Origin of the sequence: Streptomyces sp. NPDC085866, assembly GCF_044541035.1 — a bacterium.
Taxonomy (GTDB): Bacteria; Actinomycetota; Actinomycetes; order Streptomycetales; family Streptomycetaceae; genus Streptomyces.
In genome coordinates this window covers 342,754-358,127 of record NZ_JBITSQ010000005.1, presented here as the reverse complement: position 1 = coordinate 358,127, position 15,374 = coordinate 342,754, and the positions used below count along the sequence as shown (strand labels likewise).

Here is a 15,374-nt window from a genome sequence, read left to right as displayed (position 1 = left end):
TACCCAAGGGCCCGGGTGGCGCCCCGTGATCTCGGTACCAAGTGGTGCGTACACCCGGTTCGTACGGTTCCCGACCCTCCCAGCGCCGGTGGGCAGTGGCCGCGCATCACCTGACCCGCCACCCAAAGGAGTGAACATCGGCAGGGAGTTGACGGGCAAGTTCCTGTGGCGTGTGCAGCGCCCTTGTGCGGTGGGCCGGTTGGACGCGCGGGTCAGGCTTTGGCAGTATTCGCCACCACGCCTTTCCAGACTGTGTCATTTACCCCCAAACCCGGCGCCTGACCTGCGGGGCCGTGCCAATTCGGCGGCGCTTGCCAGCCTTTGGCGAAGCCTGTGAAGGGGTCGTGCAGACTGGCCGAATGCGCACTGATCTCGTTTCGGAAGCCGGCGACCCGACCCGACCCAACGAGGACTTCGCCGGAGTCGGACTACCCGCGTCCGGTCAGGGGGGTTGCGTGATCTTGCTGGACGGAGTGACGCCACCACGGGGCGGGACGGGGTGTCTGCATTCGGTCCCCTGGTTCACGGCGCGGCTCGGCGGCGCGCTGACCGAACTGACCGTTTCCGGGCGAGATCTGACGCTCCCGGAGATTCTCTCGCGGGCGATCGCCCGGACCGCGGCGGCCCACGCGCACACCTGTGAGCTTTCTCACCCGCGAACCCCCCAGGCGACGGTGGTCCTGACCCGCTGGTCGGACGAGACAGTGGAGTACCTGGTCCTGTCCGACTCCGTGCTGCTCCTGCAGTCCCCCGAGGGCGCGGTCACCCCGGTCCTGGACGACCGGCTCGACCGGCTGCCCCGCTCCGCACTGGCCACCGACGCCCTGATCGACGCGCATCTGCGCAACAAGGAGGGCGGATTCTTCACCGCCGCCGCCGACCCCTCGGTCGCCTCCCGCGCGGTCACCGGCACCCTCCCCCGCCGCGAGGTGCGGGCCCTGGCCGCGCTGACGGACGGTGCGACGCGCTGGACGGAGAAGTTCCACGAGGGCGACTGGACGGCCCTGTTCGACCTCGTCGCCAAAGAGGGCACCCGCTCCCTGGTCGAGCGGGTACGGGAGCTGGAGGCGGCGGACCGGGAGGAGCGGGCGTTCCTCGGCCGCAGCAAGACGCACGACGACGCGACGGCGGTGTACGTCGAGCTCCAAGGCGTCCCCGGAGCGTCGGCTACTTCTCCATGACGGTGTTCAACTGGTGCAGCAGGCGGGCCAGTTCGGCCACCTCGAGGCGGTCCCAGTGGGCCAGCTGGCTGACATAGCGGGCGCGGCGGGCCTCGCGGACCTTGCCGACGCGGCCGCGGCCCTCGTCGGTCAGGGTCACCAGCCAGGCGCGGCCGTCGGCGGGGTCGGGCTCGCGGGCGATCAGGCCCAGCTCCTCCAGGGCACGCAGCTGGCGGGACATGGTGGCCTTGCCGACGCCGATGTAGGCGGCGAGCTCGGTGGCGCGCTGGCCGCCGAGCTCGTCGAGGCGGATGAGCAGGCCGTACGCGGAGGACTCCAGGTCGGGGTGGACCTCGCGGGCCATCTCTCCCTGGTTGGCCCGGGCGCGCCTGAGCAGCACGGTCAACTCGCGCTCCAGCGCCAGGAATTCCTGGTCTGCACCACTCGGCGTCACCTGGTCCGTGACCCGATGTACGTCGCCGTTTCCGTCCTCGTGCACGTCAGCACCCCTGACTGGTTTCGCTGTCCTGAAAGTTTCTGTCAAACGCCGCCATTGCCGCAGCTCCGTAAGTATTTCGCAGGCGTAGACCAACGGCAGCCCCCGGACCCCCTTCCCACGCCGTCGTCTACGTGCGTAGCTTCTTTAGCAGGCAATCAATGACATGCCCACGCCAGTGGATCGGCGGTCACTTCACGGTCCCCCCACCTCACTCCTCGGAGGCACGTCATGCGCGTGCACAGACCCGGTTCCCTCCACCCGCGTCCGCTCGCCGTCCTGGTCACCGCCCTGCTCGCGGTGGTCTCCCTGGCCCTCCCCCTCTCCACCGCCCAGGCCGCGAGCACCCCCAGCCGCGGTTCGGCGTACATGGGCATGGGAGTCCTCGCCCACGACGGACGGAACGGCACCCCCTCCACCGGTGACGTCACCCAGACCGAGGGTGTCGACGTCTCCGGCTACCAGGGCAACGTCGCCTGGAGCACCCTGTGGAACAGCGGCGTCCGCTGGGCCTACACGAAGGCCACGGAGGGCACGTACTACACGAACCCCTACTTCGCGCAGCAGTACAACGGCTCGTACAACGTCGGCATGATCCGCGGCGCGTACCACTTCGCGACCCCGGACACCACGAGCGGCGCCACCCAGGCGAACTATTTCGTCGACCACGGCGGCGGCTGGTCCCGCGACGGCAAGACCCTGCCCGGCGCGCTCGACATCGAGTGGAACCCGTACGGCGCCGCCTGCTACGGCAAGTCCGCCGGCGCGATGGTCAGCTGGATCGCCGACTTCCTGAACACCTACAACGCGCGGACGGGCCGGTACCCCGTGATCTACACGGCCACCAGCTGGTGGACCCAGTGCACCGGCAACTACGGCGGCTTCGCCGTGAACAACCCGCTGTGGATCGCCCGCTACGCCTCGGACCCGGGGACACTGCCCGCGGGCTGGTCGTACTACACGATGTGGCAGTACACCTCCTCCGGCCCGACCGTCGGGGACCACGACAAGTTCAACGGAGCGCTCGACCGCGTGGTGGCGCTGGCCAACGGCTAGCCGCCGCTGTGCAGGTGCGGCGGTCGTCCCTCGCGGGCGGCCGCCGCGCGCTGCGTTGGTGCTCCGCGCCGGCCGGGATCATGCTGGTCAGGAGAGGAGCCTGCCGAGCAAGGGCGAGATGAGCGGCGATGGAGCGACAGTCGACGTACACGGCCACGGCCACCATCGATGAGCAGGGCATCCTGACCGGCTGGAGCGAAGGCGCCCAGCGGCTGCTCGGCCACGAGGCCTCGGAGGTCGTCGGACGGCCCGCGTCCGCGCTGCTCGCCGCGGAGGCCGGCTCGGCCCGCCGGACCCTGGCCGGGCGCGACCGGTGGAACGGCACCGTGCCCCTGCGGCACCGCGACGGCCGGCGCCTGGAGCAGGGGCTCCTCGCCCACCGCCGGACGTCGGCCACCGGGGCCGTCGACTGGCTCGTGGTGACCGCCGTGGCGGACCGGCCCCAGCCGCCCCGGGGCGAACCGCTGGAGGAGTGGACGTTCATCCAGTCCCCCTTCCCGTTGGCGATCTTCGACACCGAGCAGCGCCTGATGCGCGCCAACCGCCGCCTGGAGCGCGCCCTGTCCCTGCCCGAGGCGGCGATGCGCGGGCTGCGCCTGACCCACATCTCACCCGGTCACACGAGCGAGGAGGCAGACCGGGCGATGCGCCAGGTGCTGGAGACCGGCGAGCCGCAGGAGGTGCAGACCGGCCTCGTCCCGGATCTGAGCCTGCCCACCGTCCTGACCCCGCTCAAGGACGGCACCGGCAGGGTGCGCGCCGTCTGCCTCGCGGCGCAACGGCGCGCCCCGGAGTCCGCCCGCCGGGGCACCGAGGGCGAGACCGGCACGCACACGGGTACGGCTTCCGACCTCGCTCGGGCCGCGCAGGAGCTGGCCGAGGCCACGGTCCCCCGGCTCGCGGACTTCATGGTCGTGGACCTGCTCGACGCCCCGCGCTCCCCGGCCGCCCCCGCCGACGTGGGCCCGCTGGTCCTGCGCCGCGCCGCGCTGCGCGCCGTCCCGGACGACGCCGTGAGCGCGTCCGGGGCCGGGGTGGGCCAGGCGATCGCCTACGAGCCGGGCTCGCCCCCGGCGGATTGCCTCGCCTCCGGCAACCCCGTCCTCTACGACACCTCGGACCCGCTGATCGCGGCGTGGGCGGCCGTGGACCCGGCGGCGGCGTGGCTGCACGCCTGCGGCACGCGCACGCTGATGCTGGTGCCGCTGCTCGCCGAGGGCAACGCCCTCGGGGTGGCCCTCTTCGGCCGCCACCTGCGCCCCGAGCCGTTCGGCCCGGAGGATCTGCGGATCGCCGAGGAACTCACGGCTCATGCGGCCACCGGCCTGCACAGCGCCCGCCGTTACTCCCGTGCCCGCACCACCACCATGTCCCTGCAGCGCAGCCTGCTCCCGCACACGCTGCCCGACCAGGCGGCCCTGGAGATCGCCACCCGGTATCTGCCCGCGGCCACCAAGGCCGGTGTGGGCGGCGACTGGTTCGACGTGATCCCGCTGTCCGGGGCACGGGTCGCCCTGGTCGTGGGCGATGTCGTCGGCCACGGCATCCGCGCCTCCGCCACCATGGGCAGGCTGCGGACCGCGGTGCGCACCCTGGCCGACGTCGACCTGCCCGCCGACGAGCTGCTCACCCACCTCGACGACCTCGTCCTGCGGCTGGCCGCCGACGAGGGCAGCACCGACCCGGCGGCCGAGACCGCCGGGGGCATCGGCACCACCTGTCTGTACGCGGTCTACGACCCGGTCTCACGCCATTGCACGCTCGCCCGGGCCGGCCATCCGCCGCCCGCCGTGGTCACCCCGGACGGCATCGTCCGCTTCATCGACGTGCCCCCCGGTCCGCCGCTGGGGCTCGGCGGGCTGCCCTTCGAGGCCTTCGAGACCGAACTGCCCGAGGGCAGCCTGCTCGCCCTCTACACCGACGGGCTGCTCGAGGCCCGCGACCATGACATCGACGAGGCGCTGGACAAGCTGTTCGGCGCGCTCGGCCGCCCCGCGCCGTCGCTGGACGCGGTGTGCGACCGGGTGCTGACCGAGCTGCTGAGCCACCGCCCCGACGACGACATCGCCCTGCTCGTCGCCCGCACCCGGGCGCTGCACGCCGACCGGGTCGCCGCCTGGGAGCTGGACAGCGATCCCTCCGTGGTGGCTCGGGCCCGCAAGCACACGAGCGACCAGCTGAGCACCTGGGGGCTGGACGAGGCCGCCTTCACCACCGAGCTGATGGTCAGCGAACTGGTCACCAACGCCATCCGCTACGGCCGCCCGCCCATCCAGCTCCGGCTCATCCACCAGAACTCCACCCTGATCTGCGAGGTCTACGACTCCAGCGGCACCACCCCGCACATGCGGCGCGCCCGGATCTTCGACGAAGGCGGCCGGGGCCTGCTGCTGGTCGCCCAGCTCGCCAAGCGCTGGGGCACCCGCCACGACCGGGTCGGCAAGACCGTGTGGGCCGAGCAGTCGCTGACCGTGGGCTGACATGGGACTGCCCCGCCGGGGAGGGGCGGGGCAGTGAGCGGTCGGATTGCTCCGTGTTCAGTTGACGACCACGTCCGGCGGGGCGGGCGGGTCCTGGGCGGTGGTGCCGCCGCTGTCATGACCGGGGTCCGGCGCAGCAGGTCCGGGGTCGGCCGGGCCGGGGTCGGCCGGGCCGGGGTCGGCCGGAGCGGGCGACTCCGGTGTGGAGGTGCTGCCGGTGTCCCCGCCGGACGGGTCCGGCTTGTGGTCGTCGGGGCACGGCGGGCCGCCGCTGCCATTGGTGCCGGTGCCGTTACGGCCGTTCGTACCCTTGCCGCCGCATGAGCCCCTGCCGCGGCCGCCGGTGCCGCCGGTGCCGGTACCGCCCGGCGCCGTGCAGACCGTGGCGTCGCCGCCGGTGCCGTTGCCGCCGTTGCCCCCCGTGGCGTCGCCGGCCTGGCAGGTGTCGTGGTCGCCGTGGTGCCTGTCCCCGTGATCGCCGTGCTTCTTGCCGTGGTCGTCCTCGTGGTGCTTGCCGCTCTTCTCGTGGCCCTTGCTGCTGTGGCCGTCGTGCGACGCGGAAGCCGTCACGCTGTGCGATGCGGGGGCGGCGAAGGCGGCGCCTGCGGGGATCAGTACTGCGGCGATGGGGAACAGGAGGGAGGCGGCGGCCACGGCCAGGCTGCTCTTGCGGACGTTGCGGGTCATGAGGGGTGCCGTTTCTTGAGGGAGGATCGGGATTGCGGGGGGGGGACTGGGGGCTCGTGGCCGGGGGGCGGGTGGCGCGGCCGCTGACCGCGCCACCCGGATCCGTCGTCGCTCACTCGCTGCTGTCAGCGACGTGGGCCTCAGTTGGCAGTGGCGTCACCTCCGTTGCCACCGGTCGCGTCCCCGCCACCGTTGCTCGTGGCGTTACCACCATTGCCGCCGTTCGCATCCCCGCCACCGTTGGTCGTGGCGTTACCACCGTTGCCGCCGTTCGCATCCCCGGCACCATTGCTCGTGGCGTTACCACCGTTGCCGCCGTTCGCATCCCCGGCACCATTGGTCGTGGCGTTACCACCGTTGCCGCCGTTCGCATCGCCCTTGCCATTACTCGTGGCGTTACCACCGTTACCACCGGTCGCATCGCCCTTGCCATTACTCGTGGCATTACCACCGTTACCACCGGTCGCATCGCCCTTGCCATTACTCGTGGCATTACCACCGTTACCACCGGTCGCATCGCCCTTGCCATTGCTCGTGGCATTACCGCCGTTGCCGCCGGTCGCGTTGCCCTTCTTCGCCTTCTTGTGGTGGTCACTGTGGTGATTGTCGTGGTGCTTGGTCACCAGCGTGACGGTCGACGACTCGTGCATCGGGGCGGCCGAGGCGGCGGTGGCCGGGAGAATGATTCCGCCGGCGACGACCACGGCCGAGGCGACGATCGTGGAGAGGCGGACGCCTCGCTTGGTACGGACGGACTCGCGGTTCTCGTTGATGCGCTTCATGACTTTCTCCTACTTGGATCGGGGCCCTTTTTCGGTTTCCGGTTTCTCCGGTGGGGCCGTGCTTCAAGTAGGCCGGAATTCCAGAACGCGGTCACGTTCCGAGGACTCGGGACTTGACGAGGAGGAAAACGCCCGGTATTTAGCGCGGCGCGCCTAGGACGCGGGTCCCTTGAGGACCGGGCCGGCCCAGTCGGGCGGTGCGGGCGGGGACGGCGGGGCAGGCGCCGGGTCGGCGGCGGGGCGGGCGTCGGCCGCACGGGCGTCCACCAGCGTGGGCGTACGGCGCTGCGGGCCGCAGTCGGCCAGGGCAGCCCGCAGGGCCGCGACGAACTCCAGACAGGTGCCGTACCGGTCGTCCGGGGCCTTGGCCAGCGCCCTGCACAGGACGTCGTCGGCGGCCGCCGGGATCCCGGCCCGCTCCTCGCTCAGCCGGGGCGGCGGGTCGTACTGGTGCGCCCACAGCAGCTCCAGGTCGTCGTCCCGGCGGAAGGGCGGCGCGCCCGCGAGGGTCTCGTAGACGACACAGGCCAGGCTGTAGAGATCGGACCTGCCGTCCACGGGGCGGCCCGCGACCCGCTCCGGCGCCACGTAGTCGAGGGTGCCGACGAACTCGCCCGCGGTGGTGAACCCGGTGAGCGACAGGGACTTCTTCGCCAGCCCGAAGTCCGTGAGGTAGACGTGCTCGGGGTGGTCGCTGTCGACACCCTTGGCGACCAGGACGTTGCCGGGCTTGACGTCCCGGTGCACCAGATCGTGCTCATGGGCCGCGTCGAGCGCGGACGCCAGCTGGGCGGCGATGCGCAGCGCGGCCGGCACGGAGAGCGGGCCGTCGCGGTCGAGCACGGCGCGCAGGTCCATCCCGTGCACGAAGCACATCGCGATGTACAGGATCCCGTCGGTCTCGCCGGCCTCGAAGACGGGGACGATGTGGGGATGGTCGATGGCGGCGGCGATCCGTGACTCCTGGTGGAAGCGGCGGCGGAAGGCGTCGTTGCGGGTGTACTCGGGCGCGAGGAGCTTGAGGGCGACGGTACGGCCGAGGCGCAGGTCCTTGGCGCAGTAGACGACGGCCATGCCACCGCGGCCCAGCTCGCGCTCCACCCGGTAGCCGGCGATCTCCGTCCCGATCGGGCCGGAAGGTTGCACCACCTGCCCACTCACGCCTGAATTCTATCCAGTTGATCCATATGCGCGCTTGTCCGCGGCACGGCGAAGGCCCGGGCCTCCCTCAAGGGACCCGGGCCTTCCCTCATCCGGTCACCGCGGACGGAACCCGCTGATGGACCGCGTCGTCACGCCGCTACCGGAACCTCCGGTGCCGCGCCGTTCCTGGCGGGTGCGAGCGCCAGCTCCAGGACCTGACGGACGTCGGTCACGGCGTGGACGTCGAGCTTGTCCAGCACCTCGGCCGGGACGTCGTCCAGGTCGGGTTCGTTGCGCTTGGGGATGATCACGGTGGTCACCCCGGCGCGGTGGGCGGCGAGCAGCTTCTGCTTCACACCGCCGATGGGCAGCACCCGGCCGGTCAGCGAGACCTCGCCGGTCATCGCCACGTCGGTGCGGACCAGCCGGCCGGAGAGCAGGGACGCGAGGGCCGTGGTCATCGTGATGCCCGCACTCGGTCCGTCCTTCGGGACCGCGCCCGCCGGGAAGTGGATGTGCACGCCCCGGTCCTTCAGGTCGGCCACCGGCAGCTCCAGTTCGGCGCCGTGGCTGCGCAGGAAGCTCAGCGCGATCTGCGCCGACTCCTTCATCACGTCGCCCAGCTGGCCGGTCAGGGTCAGCCCCGCAGCGCCCGTCTCCGGGTCGGCGAGGGACGCCTCGACGAAGAGGACGTCGCCACCGGCTCCGGTGACCGCGAGGCCGGTCGCCACGCCCGGCACGGACGTACGGCGCTCGGCCGGGTCCTGGGCGGACTCGGGCACGTGGTGCGGACGCCCGATCAGCGCACGGAGATCCTCGTCCCGGACGGTGAACGGCAGCTTCCGCTCGCCGAGTTCGTGCTGGGCCGCGACCTTGCGCAGCAGCCGCGCGATGGACCGCTCCAGAGTGCGCACGCCCGCCTCGCGGGTGTACTCGCCGGCGAGCTTGCGCAGCGCGCCCTCGTCGATCGTGACCTCGTCCTTGGCCAGGCCGGTCCGCTCCAGCTGGCGCGGGAGCAGGTGGTCCCGCGCGATGACGACCTTCTCGTCCTCGGTGTAGCCGTCCAGGCGGACGATCTCCATACGGTCGGCGAGCGCCTCCGGGATGGCCTCCAGGACGTTGGCGGTGGCGAGGAAGACCACGTCGGACAGGTCGAGTTCGACCTCCAGGTAGTGGTCCCGGAAGGTGTGGTTCTGCGCCGGGTCCAGAACCTCCAGCAGGGCCGCGGCCGGGTCGCCCCGGTAGTCCGACCCCACCTTGTCGATCTCGTCCAGCAGGACCACGGGGTTCATCGACCCCGCCTCCTTGATGGCACGCACGACACGGCCGGGCAGTGCGCCGACGTACGTGCGCCGGTGACCGCGGATCTCCGCCTCGTCCCGGACACCACCGAGGGCGACACGGACGAACTTGCGGCCCATGGCGTGCGCGACGGACTCGCCGAGGCTGGTCTTGCCGACGCCGGGAGGACCGACGAGCGCGAGCACGGCCCCGCCGCGCCGCCCGCCGATGACACCGAGACCGCGCTCACTGCGCCGCTTGCGCACCGCCAGGTACTCGGTGATGCGCTCCTTCACGTCCTCCAGACCCGCGTGCTCGGCGTCCAGGATCGCCTTGGCGCCCCGGATGTCGTACGCGGAAGCGCTGTCATCGGTCCGCTCGTTCCACGGCATCTCCAGGACCGTGTCCAGCCAGGTGCGGATCCACGAGCCCTCGGGCGACTGGTCGGAGGACCGCTCCAGCTTGTCGACCTCCTTGAGCGCGGCCTCGCGCACCTTCTCCGGCAGGTCGGCGGCCTCCACACGGGCGCGGTAGTCGTCGGACTCCTCGCCGTCCTGCTCGCCGTTCAGCTCGCGCAGTTCCTTGCGGACGGCCTCGAGCTGACGCCTCAGCAGGAACTCGCGCTGCTGCTTGTCGACGCCCTCCTGGACGTCCTTGGCGATGGTCTCGGCCACGTCCTGCTCGGCGAGGTGGTCGCGCAACTGCTGCGCGGCGAGCCTGAGGCGGGCCACCGGGTCGGCGGTCTCCAGCAACTCGACCTTCTGCTCGGTGGTGAGGAAGGGCGAGTACCCGGAGTTGTCGGCGAGCGCGGAGACGTCGTCGATGGCCTGGACGCGGTCCACGACCTGCCAGGCACCGCGCTTCTTCAGCCAGCTGGTGGCAAGGGCCTTGTACTCCTTGACGAGTTCGGTGGCATGCCCGGGCAGTGGGTCCGGCACGGCCTCGTCGACCCGCGCGCCCTCGACCCACAGCGCAGCGCCCGGACCCGTCGTGCCGGCGCCGATCCGCACCCGGCCGCGGCCGCGGATCAGGGCCCCCGGGTCGCCGTCGGCCAGTCGGCCGACCTGCTCGACGGTGCCCAGCACACCGGTCTTGGCGTACGTACCGTCGATGCGCGGCACCAGCAGAACCTTGGGCTTCCCGGGCTCCGACCGGGCGGCGGCCTGCGCGGCCTCCACCGCGGCCCGCACCTCGGCGTCGCTCAGGTCCAGCGGAACCACCATCCCGGGCAGCACGACCTCGTCGTCGAGCGGCAGCACGGGCAACACGAGCGTGAACGCCGTGGACTCAGCAGCCATGATCTCCCCTTAGGCAGTCAACTTGAGCTATGCCGACTCAATGCACGGGGCTCCGCCAATGTTCCCGGGTTCTTGTTCGCTGTGAGCGATCGACCGGTGACCGTGGTGTCGTCGCAGGCCGGAGGAGTTGTCAGTGGGGCCTGCCAGGATGCCCGGACATCGGCACGAACAGGGAGGGCCGCATGGGCACATGGGACACGGGACCCTTTGACAACGACACAGCTGCGGACTGGTGCAACGGTCTCGACGACGCGGCCGTGGACGAGCGCGCGGGAATGGTTCGCGACGCGCTGGTGCGAGCCGTCGACACCGACGACCACCTCGAAGCACCCGAGGCGGAAGAGGCCGTCGCGGCGGCCGCGCTGGTCGCCGCCCAGCTTCCGGGCGGTGACGTCCCCTCGCCGCACTACGGGCCCGAGGAACCCCTCCCCGATCTCGCGGCCCTGCGGCCACTCGCGCTGCAAGCCCTCGACCGGGTCGTGACCGAGCCGTCCGAGCTGCTGGACCTGTGGGAGGACTCCGAGGGCGGCCCGTGGCGGTCCGGTGTCGAGCGGATGCGGCACATACTCCTGCCGCCTGCGGAGGGGGAACAGCTCAGCCTGTGCTGAGCGTACGGCTCGGGAAGGCCGGCAGGCGGATGTCTCGGCTCCTGCCGCGGCCGGGAGGATCGCTGCGCCATCGCTCAGGCGTTCACACGGAAACCGGGGAAGTCGCCGGGAGGCGCCAGCGCCGCACCAGCGGCCAGCCGGCGATGCCCGTGGTCAGGGCGATCAGGTGGCCCCAGTTGGTCATCGGGTCCTGGAAGGCGATCAGGTCGTCGAGGAGCGTGCTCGCGACCAGGGCGAGCAGGGGCCAGCGGACCCAGGGGGTGAGCAGGCCGGACAGCGCGCCGATGCTGGCGGCGACACCGAAGCTGATGCCGTAGTCGAGGCGGTGCAGGGAGGTCTCCGGAAGATGGCCGAACAGGACCGCGAGGCCCACCGGGACCTCCGTCGCAAGGGTGGCCAGGACGTGCCCCGCGAGGAACACACAGGCCGCCCGGGCACCGCCTATCCGCCGCTCCAGCGCGGTGAGCACCAGCACGAACGCACCCGCGTACGGCGACACGACGCCGCCCGCGATCCACAGCGCGCTCGCCAGCAGCACCAGCACCGGCGTGCGCACCAGGTGGGCGACGTCGGTGCTGGAGGCCTGGTAGAGCGTGTGCGTCAGGGCGGGGTCGGCCCAGGCCGCCACCAGCGAGGTGAGGGCGAGGAGGGCCGCGTAGGCGAAGGTGAACGGGGTGCCGGTGGGGGTCGGCAGGAGGTACCAGGGCCGGAAGGAGGGGCGGCTCGCGGCCGGGGCCGGCGTCGTGGCCGGGGCGGGCAGCTCGCGTTGGCGTGGGACTCCGTCGAGCAGGCCGGTGACATCCGGCAGGGAGTCGGCGGGAAGGGACGTGCCCAGGGGCGGGGACGCGGCCGTCGCAGGCCCGGTCACGGTCCGTTCCACGGTGAGGCACTCCTTCCGTCGCGCCCCACCCTTCGTGTTCCCGCGGCCGCTGTCTATGACCGACGCCACGCGAGAGCGGATTCACAGCAACCTCAGAGGCTTCAAACGCGTCCGCCCCCACCGGGTTCAGGGCCGCAGCAGTGTCACCTCCCTCGCGTACGCGGCCCGGACGTCCGGGGACCAGTCGCCGGTGCAGTAGACGGACAGCTCGCTCAGTGCGCCGTCGCGGATCTCACCGCCCATCAGTTCACGGCAGTACCAGGCGCCCTGTTCGCCCTCCCACCGCTCCTCGAACTCCAGGACGAGTCCGGTGGGGGCGGCGTCGACGCGGTGGCGCGGGACGGTGCCGAGGACGGGGCGGGTCCTGCCCGCGCCGGCCGCCCCGGTCAGCGTGACGAGGCCGCCGTGTCCGCGCGCGGCCCGCGCCAGGGCGGCACGGAGCTCGCCGAGCAGGTCCTCGGGCTCCACGAACAGGTACATCGCGCCCACGGCCCTCACCCCCGCCGTCCACGCACGGGCAGACATCCGGAGAACACCCGCGCCGGACCGGTGAGGGCGTCCGCTCCGGGCGTAGGCACGCCCGGCGGCGCGCGCGAGGCGCGCGGTGGCGGCGTGCGGCGGCAGTCGGCCGCACCTCCCCACCCATGTCACCCGCGGGTTCGTCGTCAATTCCCGTGAACGCAACGCCTCGTTCGAGGAGGATGGGCGTATGACTGCCGTCTACGACACTCCCGTGGTCCTGGACCGTCGCGAAGGCCCGTACGGGGAGGTGGTGCTGCGCAGGCACGGCGAGTTGCTGCAGATCATCGCCAACGGATGCTTCCTCATGGACACCTCCGACGGCCGCTCGGAGCGGCTGCTGGTCGACGCCGCGTACGACGCCCTGGACGGGCGCCCGGCACCGGACGTGCTGATCGGCGGACTGGGGGTGGGATTCTCGCTCGCACACGCCGCGGCGGATCCCGACAGGTGGGGGCGGATCACGGTCGTGGAGCGGGAGCCGGCCGTCATCGACTGGCACCGGGGCGACGGACCGCTGTCGGAGCTCTCCGCGCACGCGCTCGCCGATCCGCGTACCGAGATCGTCGAGGCCGATCTCGTCACTTACGTCAATGAGACATCGGACACGTTCGACGCCCTGTGTCTCGACATCGACAACGGTCCCGGCTGGACCGTCACCGAGGACAACGACAGCCTCTACTCACCGTCCGGACTTTCCGCGTGTGCAAGGGTGTTGAGGCCGGGCGGGGTGTTGGCGGTATGGTCTGCCGAGCCCTCTCCGGAATTTGAAGGAACCATGTGGAATGCCGGGTTCCGTCAGGTGCGTACCGAAGAGGTCCCCGTTGCCCGGGGCGTTCCGGACGCCGTGCACCTCGCCGTCCGACCTGGATAGCGACGGCGCGGTGAGTCCCCGTAATGTGCTGCCCTGACGCCGATCATTCAAGCGTCAATCGCAGTCATGGGATCACCCCACGGATTCCGGAAAGCAACAGGGGCGGGCGATGGAGCAGACACACACCTCCCAGACCGGCGCGGCCACGACGACCCAGGGCGCGCAGCGCCGCGTGCTGGTCGTCGAGGACGATCCGACGATCGTCGACGCCATCGCGGCCCGGCTCCGCGCCGAGGGATTCCTCGTGCAGACCGCGTCCGATGGCCCCGCGGCTGTCGACACGGCCGAGGCCTGGCAGCCCGACCTGCTGATCCTCGACATCATGCTGCCCGGCTTCGACGGCCTGGAGGTCTGCCGGCGCGTGCAGGCCCAGCGCCCGGTGCCGGTGCTGATGCTCACCGCGCGGGACGACGAGACGGACATGCTGGTCGGGCTCGGCGTCGGCGCCGACGACTACATGACCAAGCCGTTCTCCATGCGGGAGCTGGCCGCGCGGGTGCACGTCCTGCTGCGGCGCGTGGAGCGGGCGGCCATCGCCGCGTCCACGCCCCGCTCGGGGATCCTGCGTCTCGGCGAGCTGGAGATCGACCACGCGCAGCGCCGGGTGCGGGTGAAGTCCGAGGACGTCCACCTCACGCCCACCGAGTTCGACCTGCTGGTGTGCCTGGCGAACACCCCGCGCGCGGTGCTCTCCCGGGAGCAGCTGCTGGCCGAGGTGTGGGACTGGGCGGACGCGTCGGGCACCCGGACCGTGGACAGCCACATCAAGGCGCTGCGGCGGAAGATCGGCGCCGAGCGGATCCGTACCGTGCACGGCGTGGGCTACGCGCTGGAGACACCGACGCCATGAGCGAGGGGCGGGAGGCCGCACGGAGGAGCCCCGGGGAGGATCCCTGGGGTGGCGTACGCCCGTTCTCGATCAAGACCAAGCTGGGCGCACTCGTCGTCATCTCGGTGCTGATCACCACTGGTCTCTCGATCGTCGCGGTGCACACCAAGACGGAGCTTCGCTTCATCACGGTCTTCTCGATGATCGCCACACTGCTGATAACGCAGTTCGTGGCCCATTCACTCACCGCGCCGCTGGACGAGATGAACCTGGTGGCCCGCTCGATCTCGCAGGGCGACTACACCCGCCGGGTCCGCGAGAACCGCCGTGACGAGCTGGGCGACCTGGCCCAGACGATCAACGTCATGGCCGACGAGCTGGAGGCGCAGGACCGCCAGCGCAAGGAGCTGGTGGCGAACGTCTCGCACGAGCTGCGCACCCCTATCGCGGGCCTGCGCGCGGTGCTGGAGAACATCGTCGACGGGGTCACCGAGGCCGACCCGGAAACCATGCGGACGGCCCTGAAACAGACCGAGCGGCTCGGCCGGCTCGTCGAGACCCTGCTGGACCTCTCCCGGCTCGACAACGGCGTCGTACCGCTGAAGCTGCGCCGCTTCGAGGTGTGGCCGTACCTGTCGGGCGTGCTGAAGGAGGCCAACATGGTCGCCTCCGCGCGCGCGGGCATGGCCTCGGGCTCCGGAAGCCACACGCGTACCGACGTACACCTGCACCTGGACGTCTCCCCGCCGGAGCTGACCGCGCACGCGGACCCCGAGCGCATCCACCAGGTCGTCGCCAACCTGATCGACAACGCGGTCAAGCACAGCCCGCCGCACGGGCGGGTCACCGTGAAGGCGCGGCGCGGGCCGCAGCCGGAGTCGCTGGAACTCGAGGTGCTGGACGAGGGGCCCGGAATCCCCCGGTCCGAGTGGCATCGCGTGTTCGAGCGGTTCAACCGCGGCTCGGTGACCCGGCCGCACGGTCCGGGCAGCGACGGCGGCACCGGGCTCGGCCTCGCGATCGCCCGGTGGGCGGTGGATCTGCACAGCGGCCGAATCGGTGTGGCCGAATCCGACCGGGGCTGCAGGATCATCGTCACTCTTCCGGGACTGACTTCCGTCCCAAGTTGACGTAAAGTCCGAACCGGAGCCACAAGATCCACGTACGTCCCCGCAGTCGGACACGTGTGATCAGGGACAGGCCCGCGACGCGCATCCGCGTCGGTCGCGCCGGGCCCCGCTCGGCGATCCCGCACACCCCGGCCCACATGCGGAACCACGC

At 71.6% G+C, this 15,374-nt stretch carries 14 protein-coding genes; 7 read left to right on the top strand and 7 right to left on the bottom strand.

Going from position 1 to position 15,374, the window contains the following annotated elements; genetic code table 11:
* Nucleotides 1–359: 359 nt before the first annotated feature.
* On the top strand, nucleotides 360–1,181 hold the full coding sequence (locus ACIF83_RS14685) for a protein phosphatase 2C domain-containing protein (RefSeq protein ID WP_393469185.1): 822 nt from the start codon (nucleotides 360–362) through the stop codon (nucleotides 1,179–1,181).
* Here the strand turns inward: ACIF83_RS14685 and ACIF83_RS14680 are convergent.
* Nucleotides 1,168–1,659: a MarR family winged helix-turn-helix transcriptional regulator gene (locus ACIF83_RS14680; RefSeq protein WP_393469182.1), complete on the bottom strand. Its 492-nt coding sequence runs from the start codon at nucleotides 1,657–1,659 to the stop codon at nucleotides 1,168–1,170. The two genes, ACIF83_RS14685 and ACIF83_RS14680, sit on opposite strands and share 14 nt — an antisense overlap.
* A gap of 228 nt (nucleotides 1,660–1,887) precedes the next feature.
* Here ACIF83_RS14680 and ACIF83_RS14675 point away from each other — a divergent pair, with 228 nt between their 5' ends.
* Both ACIF83_RS14675 and ACIF83_RS14670 read left to right on the top strand, forming a co-directional pair.
* Complete coding sequence (locus tag ACIF83_RS14675) at nucleotides 1,888–2,712, top strand: lysozyme (protein WP_399726805.1); 825 nt, start codon at nucleotides 1,888–1,890, stop codon at nucleotides 2,710–2,712.
* A 128-nt stretch (nucleotides 2,713–2,840) separates the two neighbouring features.
* Nucleotides 2,841–5,192, top strand: a complete 2,352-nt coding sequence (locus ACIF83_RS14670; protein WP_399726802.1) for a SpoIIE family protein phosphatase — start codon at nucleotides 2,841–2,843, stop codon at nucleotides 5,190–5,192.
* Nucleotides 5,193–5,249: 57 nt separating this feature from the next.
* On the opposite strand, the gene ACIF83_RS14665 is transcribed toward ACIF83_RS14670, so the two are convergent.
* The 4 genes from ACIF83_RS14665 to lon form a co-directional block, all read right to left on the bottom strand.
* Complete coding sequence (locus ACIF83_RS14665) at nucleotides 5,250–5,879, bottom strand: hypothetical protein (RefSeq protein WP_399726799.1); 630 nt, start codon at nucleotides 5,877–5,879, stop codon at nucleotides 5,250–5,252.
* 140 nt (nucleotides 5,880–6,019) lie between these two features.
* A complete protein-coding gene (locus tag ACIF83_RS14660; protein WP_399726796.1) occupies nucleotides 6,020–6,661 on the bottom strand; it encodes a hypothetical protein in 642 nt (213 codons plus the stop codon).
* A gap of 153 nt (nucleotides 6,662–6,814) precedes the next feature.
* Nucleotides 6,815–7,822 carry a serine/threonine-protein kinase gene (locus ACIF83_RS14655; RefSeq protein WP_393469167.1) on the bottom strand — a complete coding sequence of 336 codons (1,008 nt, stop codon included), beginning with the start codon at nucleotides 7,820–7,822 and terminating at the stop codon, nucleotides 6,815–6,817.
* 131 nt (nucleotides 7,823–7,953) lie between these two features.
* A complete protein-coding gene (gene lon / locus ACIF83_RS14650; protein ID WP_398137572.1) occupies nucleotides 7,954–10,383 on the bottom strand; it encodes an endopeptidase La in 2,430 nt (809 codons plus the stop codon).
* Nucleotides 10,384–10,565: 182 nt separating this feature from the next.
* On the opposite strand from lon, the gene ACIF83_RS14645 reads away from it, so the two are divergent.
* A complete protein-coding gene (locus tag ACIF83_RS14645; protein ID WP_399726791.1) occupies nucleotides 10,566–10,991 on the top strand; it encodes a DUF4259 domain-containing protein in 426 nt (141 codons plus the stop codon).
* Between the two features lie 82 nt (nucleotides 10,992–11,073).
* On the opposite strand, the gene ACIF83_RS14640 is transcribed toward ACIF83_RS14645, so the two are convergent.
* Together ACIF83_RS14640 and ACIF83_RS14635 are read right to left on the bottom strand one after the other, a co-directional pair.
* Nucleotides 11,074–11,871, bottom strand: a complete 798-nt coding sequence (locus ACIF83_RS14640; RefSeq protein WP_399726788.1) for a rhomboid-like protein — start codon at nucleotides 11,869–11,871, stop codon at nucleotides 11,074–11,076.
* 126 nt (nucleotides 11,872–11,997) lie between these two features.
* Nucleotides 11,998–12,396, bottom strand: a complete 399-nt coding sequence (locus tag ACIF83_RS14635) for a hypothetical protein (protein ID WP_399726785.1) — start codon at nucleotides 12,394–12,396, stop codon at nucleotides 11,998–12,000.
* A gap of 184 nt (nucleotides 12,397–12,580) precedes the next feature.
* Between ACIF83_RS14635 and ACIF83_RS14630 the strand changes: the two genes are divergently transcribed.
* The 3 genes from ACIF83_RS14630 (at nucleotide 12,581) to ACIF83_RS14620 (ending at nucleotide 15,223) form a co-directional block, all read left to right on the top strand.
* Nucleotides 12,581–13,264: a spermidine synthase gene (locus ACIF83_RS14630; RefSeq protein ID WP_398137576.1), complete on the top strand. Its 684-nt coding sequence runs from the start codon at nucleotides 12,581–12,583 to the stop codon at nucleotides 13,262–13,264.
* A gap of 109 nt (nucleotides 13,265–13,373) precedes the next feature.
* A complete protein-coding gene (locus tag ACIF83_RS14625) occupies nucleotides 13,374–14,114 on the top strand; it encodes a response regulator transcription factor (RefSeq protein WP_145883083.1) in 741 nt (246 codons plus the stop codon).
* Entirely contained in the window at nucleotides 14,111–15,223 is a 1,113-nt protein-coding gene (locus ACIF83_RS14620) for an ATP-binding protein (protein ID WP_393469153.1), read from the top strand. The genes ACIF83_RS14625 and ACIF83_RS14620 overlap by 4 nt, the downstream gene beginning before the upstream one ends.
* Nucleotides 15,224–15,374 lie beyond the last annotated feature (151 nt).

Excerpts from the sequence above, each read along its gene's own strand:
- ACIF83_RS14645 (WP_399726791.1), top strand. The coding sequence starts at position 10,566 with ATGGGCACATGGGACACGGGACCCTTTGACAACGACACAGCTGCGGAC.
- ACIF83_RS14670 (WP_399726802.1), top strand. The coding sequence starts at position 2,841 with ATGGAGCGACAGTCGACGTACACGGCCACGGCCACCATCGATGAGCAG.
- lon (WP_398137572.1), bottom strand. The coding sequence starts at position 10,383 with ATGGCTGCTGAGTCCACGGCGTTCACGCTCGTGTTGCCCGTGCTGCCG.
- ACIF83_RS14630 (WP_398137576.1), top strand. The coding sequence starts at position 12,581 with ATGACTGCCGTCTACGACACTCCCGTGGTCCTGGACCGTCGCGAAGGC.
- ACIF83_RS14665 (WP_399726799.1), bottom strand. The coding sequence starts at position 5,879 with ATGACCCGCAACGTCCGCAAGAGCAGCCTGGCCGTGGCCGCCGCCTCC.
- ACIF83_RS14625 (WP_145883083.1), top strand. The coding sequence starts at position 13,374 with ATGGAGCAGACACACACCTCCCAGACCGGCGCGGCCACGACGACCCAG.
- ACIF83_RS14685 (WP_393469185.1), top strand. The coding sequence starts at position 360 with ATGCGCACTGATCTCGTTTCGGAAGCCGGCGACCCGACCCGACCCAAC.
- ACIF83_RS14620 (WP_393469153.1), top strand. The coding sequence starts at position 14,111 with ATGAGCGAGGGGCGGGAGGCCGCACGGAGGAGCCCCGGGGAGGATCCC.
- ACIF83_RS14660 (WP_399726796.1), bottom strand. The coding sequence starts at position 6,661 with ATGAAGCGCATCAACGAGAACCGCGAGTCCGTCCGTACCAAGCGAGGC.
- ACIF83_RS14635 (WP_399726785.1), bottom strand. The coding sequence starts at position 12,396 with ATGTCTGCCCGTGCGTGGACGGCGGGGGTGAGGGCCGTGGGCGCGATG.
- ACIF83_RS14675 (WP_399726805.1), top strand. The coding sequence starts at position 1,888 with ATGCGCGTGCACAGACCCGGTTCCCTCCACCCGCGTCCGCTCGCCGTC.